Origin of the sequence: Jannaschia faecimaris (assembly GCF_900107415.1) — a bacterium.
GTDB lineage: Bacteria > Pseudomonadota > Alphaproteobacteria > Rhodobacterales > Rhodobacteraceae > Jannaschia > Jannaschia faecimaris.
The window spans coordinates 1-8,489 of record NZ_FNPX01000037.1; the positions used below are offsets into that span (position 1 = coordinate 1).

The 8,489-nt window shown below is 57.9% G+C and carries 6 protein-coding genes and 3 pseudogenes; 7 read left to right on the forward strand and 2 right to left on the reverse strand.

All coding sequences use genetic code 11. The features are described 5' to 3' along the window. The first annotated feature begins 430 nt into the window (after positions 1-430). Together BLV27_RS18630 and BLV27_RS18635 are read left to right on the forward strand one after the other, a co-directional pair. Positions 431-1,117, forward strand: a complete 687-nt coding sequence (locus tag BLV27_RS18630; protein WP_092647984.1) for a hypothetical protein — start codon at positions 431-433, stop codon at positions 1,115-1,117. A gap of 61 nt (positions 1,118-1,178) precedes the next feature. Continuing rightward, positions 1,179-2,278, forward strand: a protein-coding gene (locus BLV27_RS18635; RefSeq protein ID WP_425283672.1) for an IS3 family transposase whose coding sequence is annotated in 2 segments (ribosomal slippage) — positions 1,179-1,440 and positions 1,440-2,278 — 1,101 coding nt in all. Because the reading frame shifts where the segments join, the coding sequence is not laid out codon by codon here. A gap of 259 nt (positions 2,279-2,537) precedes the next feature. Here BLV27_RS18635 and BLV27_RS18640 read toward each other — a convergent pair. Together BLV27_RS18640 and BLV27_RS18645 are read right to left on the reverse strand one after the other, a co-directional pair. Further along, positions 2,538-2,720, reverse strand: a complete 183-nt coding sequence (locus tag BLV27_RS18640) for a hypothetical protein (protein WP_092647986.1) — start codon at positions 2,718-2,720, stop codon at positions 2,538-2,540. Positions 2,721-2,773: 53 nt separating this feature from the next. Beyond that, entirely contained in the window at positions 2,774-3,505 is a 732-nt protein-coding gene (locus BLV27_RS18645; RefSeq protein WP_092647987.1) for a universal stress protein, read from the reverse strand. Positions 3,506-4,761: 1,256 nt separating this feature from the next. Between BLV27_RS18645 and BLV27_RS18650 the strand changes: the two genes are divergently transcribed. The 5 genes and pseudogenes from BLV27_RS18650 to BLV27_RS18670 all read left to right on the forward strand — a co-directional run. Further along, positions 4,762-5,178, forward strand: coding sequence for a universal stress protein (locus tag BLV27_RS18650; RefSeq protein WP_092647988.1), 417 nt, complete (start codon positions 4,762-4,764; stop codon positions 5,176-5,178). 42 nt (positions 5,179-5,220) lie between these two features. Next, entirely contained in the window at positions 5,221-6,879 is a 1,659-nt protein-coding gene (locus tag BLV27_RS18655) for a BCCT family transporter (protein WP_092647989.1), read from the forward strand. A gap of 338 nt (positions 6,880-7,217) precedes the next feature. Continuing rightward, positions 7,218-7,694 (forward strand): annotated as a pseudogene (locus BLV27_RS18660) (transposase); the annotation flags it as partial. Positions 7,695-7,707: 13 nt separating this feature from the next. After that, positions 7,708-8,157: pseudogene (locus BLV27_RS18665) on the forward strand (DDE-type integrase/transposase/recombinase); the annotation flags it as partial. Positions 8,158-8,262: 105 nt separating this feature from the next. Continuing rightward, positions 8,263-8,489: pseudogene (locus BLV27_RS18670) on the forward strand (IS110 family transposase); the annotation flags it as partial.

Here is an 8,489-nt window from a genome sequence, read left to right on the forward strand (position 1 = left end):
CCGCCGCTCTCGCAGAGTGGCGCGCCCTCGGCGCGGCATAAGGGGCAGCTTCATTGTCCTTGCAGAGACGGGTTCGAATCCGTCTGACACCACCGCCACTGACCCCTTTCTCTCTGAGGTGTCCCCTATTTCACCGTAATTTCTGCCGTCTTTCCGCGGGTTAGCGCAATGCCCGCTGAGCAGAGACGCGTGCCTGGTTGGGCGTCCGGACTGATTTCGGCGGGCGTCTCTGTAGTGCGATGCGCGGGGTTCGGTTTTGGCAGATTTCCCTGGAAACAGGGAATTTACAGGGAAATTATGATTTTTGATAGTATTTTGAGTCAAAACGCCCCTGGATTAATCCGTATTTGCAGAGGGTTAGTACTGATTTCCCTGTTCTGAGTTAACAGGGAATTTCTTCGCGCAGAACTGGTAGCACCGCTTCGGTCCGATGTTTGCTGCCGAGTTCAGCCGTGACAGCCGACGGCTCATTGAGGCCAACTGGAACCATGCCACCTTCCCGCTACTTCGTCTGGATCCCAGGCGGGCCTCCACCGCTGAATTTCGAACCACAGCGAATGGCTACCGCATGGCCACTTCGGCCGGTGGGCCCCTCACCGGTAAAGGTGCAGATATGCTGATCCTCGACGACCCCACAAAGGCCGAGGACGTTGCTTCAGAGACGCGCCGACAGGTTGTCTTCGACTGGTTCACCGGAACGGTGATGACCCGGCTCGATAGCCCGAAAACCGGGGCGGTGATTGTTGTCGCACAGCGGCTGCACGAAGATGACTTGCCAGGAAGACTGGTGGCCACCGGTGACTGGGACGTCCTCGAGCTACCAGCCATCGAGACACAGAACCGCTTAATCCCACTTGGAGCGGACATAAACTGGGGCCGGAAGCCCGGGCAGGCCCTTCTGCCGGCCCACATGGACCTGGCGGACTTCGAAGCGAAACGTCGCGAGATGGGGAGCCGGGCATTCGAGGCACAATACCAGCAGGCACCAACGTCCGCGGGGGGCAATATCGTGCGATCGGAATGGTTTGGGACGATACCCAGTGGGATGCGGCGCCAAGACTATGAGGCAATGATCCAGAGCTTGGATCCGGCCGCTGTGCCGGGCGAGTCCAACTGACCTGAGCCCCGTTTTCTCCACCAGATTTTGGTAGAGTCCGCTCCAAACGAGGAGATGGAGAATGAAGAGATCAAGGTTTAGTGAGGAGCAGATCATCGCGATGCTGAAGGAGCAGGAGGCTGGAATGCCGACGGCTGAGGTTTGCCGGAAGCACGGCGTGAGCACCGCGACGTTCTACAAATATAAGGCGAAGTATGGCGGCCTTGAAGTGTCGGACGCGCGGCGACTGAGGGCGCTGGAGGACGAGAACGGCAAGCTGAAGAAGCTTCTGGCCGAGGCCATGTTGGACAATGCCATCCTGAAGGATGTCGCGGCAAAAAAATGGTAGCGCCCGGTGTGAAGCGGGAAGCGGTGGCTCAGGCTTGTGCGATGCACGGCGTGAGCCAGCGTCGGGCGTGCAAGGCCTTGGCCGTGGATCGGTCGAGTGTTCGGTATCTCAGTGTCCGCCCGGACGACGCCGACGCGCGGGCCGCGATGAAGGCCGTGGCGGTCGAGCGGCGACGCTTTGGATACCGGCGCATCCACGTGATGCTGGAGCGGCAGGGGATCGTGATGAACCTCAAGAAGCTGCGACGGCTGTATCGCGAGGAGCGACTTCAGGTGCGTCGCCGGGGCGGCCGGAAGCGGGCCCTTGGGACGCGGCGGCCAATGCTGGTGCCGGATGCGCCGAACGTGCGCTGGAGCCTCGATTTCGTCAGCGATGCGCTGACGGATGGCCGCAGGTTTCGCGTTCTGGCGGTGGTGGACGACCACACGCGGGAGTGCCTTGCCCTCGTAGCGGATACCTCGCTGTCAGGTTTACGCGTCGTCCGGGAGCTGGACGTGGTGATCGCCCTGCGCGGCCGTCCTGCGATGATCGTGTCGGATAATGGCACCGAGTTCACGTCCATGGCGATCCTATCGTGGAGCCAGCGCACCGGGATCGACTGGCATTACATCGCCCCCGGCAAGCCAATGCAGAACGGTTTCATCGAGAGCTTCAACGGCCGGTTCAGGGACGAGCTGCTCAACGAAACCCTGTTTTCTTCCCTCGACATGGCCCGGCAGGAGATCCGCGCCTGGCAGCACGACTACAACAACCACCGCCCCCATTCCGGCCTCGGGAACATCCCGCCAGCCGAGTTCGTGGCAAGGAAGGGGATGGAAATACCCGCCGCGTAGCCCCAGAAATCAACCCGCGGATTCTTCGGGAAACCGGAGGAGAGATGGGTCTCACGTCACGCGCCAGTTGGCCAAGCGACCGCTTCCAACTGCCGAATGTCCCAACACCTTGCCAACGAATTGAAAAGTGGAAACTATCGGCGTTAGCGGAATGTCTGCTTCCGGGGTGCAGTTCGAACTTGATCTGCTGCGTTGCCGCAAGTCCGCTCCGAGCCCATTCTACAAAATGCTGCTCGGTCCACTGACGTCAGCTTTCGGTTTACATGTCAGGTGTGTCAGCCTCTCTTTCAAAGCGGGCTTTGCGAAGACGTGCTGTCTTCTTGTGACGGACTTCAGCTTCGTCTTCGATTATGCGTCTCACCACAAGTGTAGTTTTATCCAACTGCGTTTCCTTTTGGGAGCTGATGGATTTAAAAACAGTTGTCTTCGCGAGATTTGCCATCAAGTAGCCTCCTAAACATATTCGTTTCTTGAGTTTCGCCAGATGGGAACGGGTTAGGCCGGTTCTGGTACGACCAAAACAGGACAGAGGGCTGATCTTGTGACCTGGCGGGCGACTGACGTGTCAAGCAGCGCCTCAAGCCAAGATCGATTTGGGGAACCGACGATGATGAGATCAGCATCACATTCATCGGCATATGCGACAATAACCTCCTCGATCTGGCCACTGCGCACCTCTATTTCGGTTTCGACACTTGACCCGCACGCGGTCTTTAATTCCTCAAGTTGATCTCGGCGGTCTTCGATGATTTGAGCATCGTCAGTCGTGAAAAGAGGAACCGCAGTGACCATTGGTCCTGATGCTGCCAGTCCTGCCCCCTCGAACGCTGAAGGGACAACGTTGAGCAAGCAGACCTTGCCGCCCATGTTCTCGGCCATGTCAAAGGCGGTGCCCGCAATTTCGCAGTTAAGATGCTGATCGACCGTTGTGACGACCATGATGCGTTGGAAGCGGGCAGTTTGAACATTTGCGGTCTCTACGCCCTCAACATCTTTTACGTTTTCGAGATGGACCAGGGCAGACTGGAGTTCCTTGGCGTTGTATGACGGATTTGGCCCAGCCATTCCCTCAGACGTTGCCTCCAGCTTTTGATCGGCATCGACAGCCATCGACTTCAATACTTTCACCTTATCAGCGTGCCCGAGCTTAACGTCGCTTAAGACGTGACCCGGTGTTTCAAAGTAGCGCGCGGGGTTTGATATTCTTACTTGTGCATAACTGTTCATGGTGCTCCTTCTTCACTGCGATTGAAAAGCAATCGGCAGTAACTGTCTGAATGATGTGAGTTTCGACCACCCTATTCGGATAGGTCTATTTGGAACCTGCGAGCAGCTTGGACATCATGTTCCAGCACACACTTCGAACCCAGCTATCATGCGGGCCCTCTTGCTCCGTCCACGCAATCATACAGGAAGCAAGGGGAGAATTCAATGTCAGGCGGCCTGCCTGCCCCATGCAAGCCTGTCTAGGCACCCAGAATTGGTAATTATCTGTGTAAGTGCCCTCTATTGTAATACACGCTTACCCACGATTTGCGCTGCTCCAGTTGCGTCCAGACAAGTGAACATTTTCCGAAAACAGCCGTTCATATCGGGAGCGCTTAGGTCTGCTCAGTCCCGCAACTCGGCCATAGACACCCCGAACCGCGCTGCGGCTACAACGAACGGCCGCTTTCATGGCTGCATTGCAGCATGGTTTTCGGGTCGGTGATGGCAATCAGTTCGCTGCACGAGCGAGGGACGAAATCTCGATCCGGCTGCTTTGGGCTCGAAGCCGACTTGCGGCAGTGCAACAGAAGTCGCAGCCGGTCATCTCGGGCGCGCGTCGCTCCCGACCCTATGCGGTCCTTCATGCAACATGCAGCGAGCGGCGGCTCTGAGCCTATTCCGTTGAAAAACTCGGCCAAGTCAAAATCAGCTCAAAATTACAGGACACTGTTCTTCGGAAATCGCCCTCGGGGAACATCGTTTGCAGGAGCAGGAACGTGCGGGAGGATGTTCTGCCACTCTGACCGCTCGAACTCACGGGACGAGTTTTTCAACGGAATACGCCTATTCGAGACCTTGGAACGAAGCACTTCATTCGACGCGAAAGGCGGAGACTCGACGTTCGCTGCGCGGCGTACGAACGTCAGCTATGCGGGACAAAGCCGCCTGATGCGGGTGCAGCGAAATTCGCTACAACACGTCGGTCGGGTCCGTGACCGCGTTGCGGCAGCGCAGCACAATTCCCCCGAGCCGGACATTCACTGCATATCAAACCACCAAGATTCAAACCGCCGTTCACCTTCCTAAGCTGGCCACATGTCAGGAGAGCGTCCGAAGATTACGAAATCAGCGCGCCTGTTTGCTTTCCCCAACTATTAAGGAGTACGCTCACTCTAATGGCCGAAGAGCGATCGGTCCTGCAAATCAGGCGAGTTTGTGCGGCTCATCCGTATCTGAGATACACTTGCGAGCCCCACGCTCGCTAAGGAGGAAAAATGTTCAAACGGATAATGGCACCGGTCGATCTGGCACATGTCGAACGACTTAGGCCCGCGCTCGACTGCGCAGCTGACCTAGCAAAGCACTACAATGTGCCCATTTCCTATGTCGGCGTAACCTCCTCTGCACCCAGCCAATTGGCGCATAACCCGGAAGAGTTCCGCGAAAAGCTTGGCGCATTCGCCGAGGTGGAGGCGGCCAAGCACGGCGTCGAAACGTCGGCGCATACCGCCATCGCGCATGATCCAACGACCGAGATTGACGATGCGCTGATGCGCTCAATCGATGAAACTGGCGCCGATTTTGTCGTCATGGCGAGCCATGTGCCGAATGTGATGGACCATATCTGGCCGTCCAACGGCGGAAAACTGGCCGAGCACGCGAAGTGCTCAGTAATGGTTGTGCGCGCTTAAAGCGCAGAGTTGAACAATAAAAACGAATGAGGAGGCCGAACCATGGCCGACGAAGAAGACGTCAACACAGGAATACCCGCGCCCGAGGGTGCCTCCGATATCATTGAGACCGAATACGAGATTGGTCAGGACAATATTGAAACGCAGTTCGGGCCCTTCGGGCTCGATATTCACAACCCAGTCTTTCTGATCTCGGGCCTGTCGGTGGTGGTCTTCGTGGTCTACGCGTTGCTGGCACCGGAGCAGGCGGCCGAGTTCTTTGGTTGGCTGCGGCCGGCGCTGACCTCAACCTTTGACGGGTTCTTCCTGATGTCGGCGAATATCTTCGTCATCTTCTGCTTGCTGCTCATCGTGTCGCCCTACGGGTCCGTCCGGTTGGGTGGTGCCGACGCCACGCCCGATTACGGCTATGCCGGCTGGTTCGCAATGCTCTTTGCGGCTGGTATGGGAATTGGGCTGATGTTCTTCGGCGTTCTGGAGCCGGCCTATTACTTCGGCACCCCTTGGGGAGACGAGCCGTTGGGGGCAGTGCGTCCGTTCACCGAAGACGGCGCGCTTATTGATGCCAATGTGGCAGAAGCCAAGCGTATGGCGCTTGCCGCGACTTCTTATCACTGGGCGCTGCACCCTTGGGCGATCTATGCAGTTGTCGCGCTCGCGCTCGCGCTGTTTAGCTATAACAAGGGTCTGCCGCTTTCGATCCGTTCTGCCTTCTATCCGATCCTCGGCGAACGTGTCTGGGGCTGGTGGGGTCACACGATCGACATCGTCGCGGTGTTCGCCACACTATTTGGCCTTGCGACCTCGCTTGGTCTGGGTGCGCAACAGGCCAATGCCGGTCTGGAGTTTGTCTACGGCATCCCGGCCAACGTGACGGTTCAGGTAATCCTGATCATCGGCATCACCGCCATCGCTCTGATCTCGGTCCTGCGGGGTCTCGACGGCGGTGTGAAGGTCCTGTCCGAGATCAACATGGTGCTGGCGATTTTGCTCCTGCTCTTCGTGCTCTTCACCGCGGGGGCCGTCGGTATCTTCACGGATTTTGGCAAAACGCTCGTGGCCTACGCACAAGAGATCGTGCCGCTGTCCAACCCCTTCGGTCGCGAGGATGACGGCTACCGCGAAGGATGGACTGCATTCTATTGGGCCTGGTGGATCAGCTGGTCACCTTTTGTCGGCATGTTCATCGCCCGTGTTTCGCGCGGCCGCACTGTGCGGGAGTTCCTGACCTGCGTGCTGATCATCCCATCGGCGGTCTGCATCTTCTGGATGGCTGTCTTCGGCGGTACCGCGATCAACGACATGATCGCAAATATTGACACCAGCGCGGTGAAAGCCAATGTAATTGACGCCTACAAACCGGAACTGTCGCTGTTTGCGATGCTGGATAGCCTGCCGCTGGCCTCGATCACTTCGACCTTAGCTATCGTGCTGGTGATCGTGTTCTTCGTGACATCGTCAGACTCCGGCAGCCTCGTGATCGATACAATCACAGCCGGTGGCAAGGTCGATGCGCCGGTGCCGCAGCGCGTCTTCTGGTGCACCTTTGAAGGTCTGGTAGCTATCGCGCTCCTAATCGGCGGCGGCCTCGGGTCGTTGCAGGCGATGGTGATCTCAACCGGCTTGCCCTTCACGATCGTGCTGCTGGTGATGTGTTGGTGCATCCTCAAAGGTCTCATACAAGAGCACAAGCATATCTGAACTATTAGGCATTGAACGGGCGTGGCGACGCGCCCGTTCTCAATCTACTGAGCCACTAAAGGGCCTTGCAATGAGCCTGTGATGCGCTTGTCCTCCCGGCGGCTGCGAACATTACTGACGCGTAAATGGCTAGGGTGGACTGCGACCGCAACGAACGACCGCTTTTCTGGCTGCCTCGCAGTGGAGCTTTCACAGTGACCTATGCGGGAGGCTTGCTGCACCCGCAAAGCAAACGATTTCAATCCGACCGCTTTGGGCCTATTCTGCTGAAAAACTCTGCTTGAATGGCCCGCTGATCGCTGATTCACTTTTGTTAGGGTTGGCGGAGGTGGACGGCGATGATGGGACCGCAGCAAGAAGCACAAGGCGCGCTTTTCTACGAGTTCTCGATCGAAGAACACGTTCCGGATGACCACATGCTCCGCTCGGTTGACCGGTTTGTCGATCTGAGCAGCATCCGTGCCCACCTTGCGGATTTCTACAGTCACACGGGACGCCCCTCGGTCGATCCCGAACTGCTGATCCGGATGCTCCTGGTCGGCTATTGCTTCGGCATCCGGTCCGAGCGCCGGTTGTGCGAAGAGGTCCACCTGAACCTTGCGTATCGCTGGTTCTGCCGCCTCGATTTAAGCGACCGCATTCCCGATCACTCAACGTTCTCGAAGAACCGTCATGGCCGGTTCCGCGACAGCGAGTTGCTGCGGCATCTGTTCGAGACGGTTGTCGCCCGCTGTATCTCGGAGGGGCTGGCGAGTGGCCAGCGTCTGGCGGCGGATGCCAGCATCATTCAAGCAGATGCGAACCGGCAGAACTCGACGCCACAGGCGGCACTACCTGTGGCGCGCGGTCGACCACGAAGGCGAGATGCTTGAAAGCTTCGTGACGAAGACGAGGGACAAGAAGGCCGCGCTGAAATTCCTCAAGAAAGCAATGCGCAAGCACGGCCGACCGGAGGTAATCGCCACCGACCGGCTCCACTCGTACGGCGCGGCCCTGGAGGAGGTCGGGGCGGTAGACGGGCAGGAGACTGGCCGTTGGCTGAACAATCGGGCGGAGAATTTACTCCTCCCTTTCCGACGACGGGAGCGCGCCATGCTTCGGTTTCGCCGCATGCGAAGTCTCCAGAAGTTTGCCGCTGCTCCCGTCTCCGTCTGCAACCAATTCAACCAAAAGCGGAGCACTTCAAGCAGGGGCACTTCCAAAACGAGCCAGGACCCTGCTCTCTTGGAGTGGAGGCAGCTTCGTTCGGAACAAGCGACAGCATCACTGCTCTTGTAGGGACGACAAGAAGTAGTCTGATGGTGTGGACGGCTCCACCCGAACGGCATCGCAATGTGCCATGCTGGAGCTGTTTGAGACCAACAGTCAGAAGGAGCCATCCACATGAAGATTACAACACTCGGGATTGATCTCGCCAAGTCCGTTTTTCAGCTTCACGGGGTGGATCCGGATGGGGTGGTTGTCTTGCAGAAGAAGCTGCGGCGAGGTGCCGTGCTCGACTTTCTTGGCAAGTTGGATCCTTGTCTGATCGGGATGGAAGCCTGTGCCACATCGCACTACTGGGCGCGGGAGATTGCAGTTCTGGGACATGACGTTCGGTTGATCCCGCC

Bases quoted from the DNA above. Each gene is read 5' to 3' on its own strand.
- BLV27_RS18640 (WP_092647986.1), bottom strand. From the start codon at position 2,720: ATGGCAAATCTCGCGAAGACAACTGTTTTTAAATCCATCAGCTCCCAA.
- BLV27_RS18650 (WP_092647988.1), top strand. From the start codon at position 4,762: ATGTTCAAACGGATAATGGCACCGGTCGATCTGGCACATGTCGAACGA.
- BLV27_RS18630 (WP_092647984.1), top strand. From the start codon at position 431: ATGTTTGCTGCCGAGTTCAGCCGTGACAGCCGACGGCTCATTGAGGCC.
- BLV27_RS18655 (WP_092647989.1), top strand. From the start codon at position 5,221: ATGGCCGACGAAGAAGACGTCAACACAGGAATACCCGCGCCCGAGGGT.
- BLV27_RS18645 (WP_092647987.1), bottom strand. From the start codon at position 3,505: ATGAACAGTTATGCACAAGTAAGAATATCAAACCCCGCGCGCTACTTT.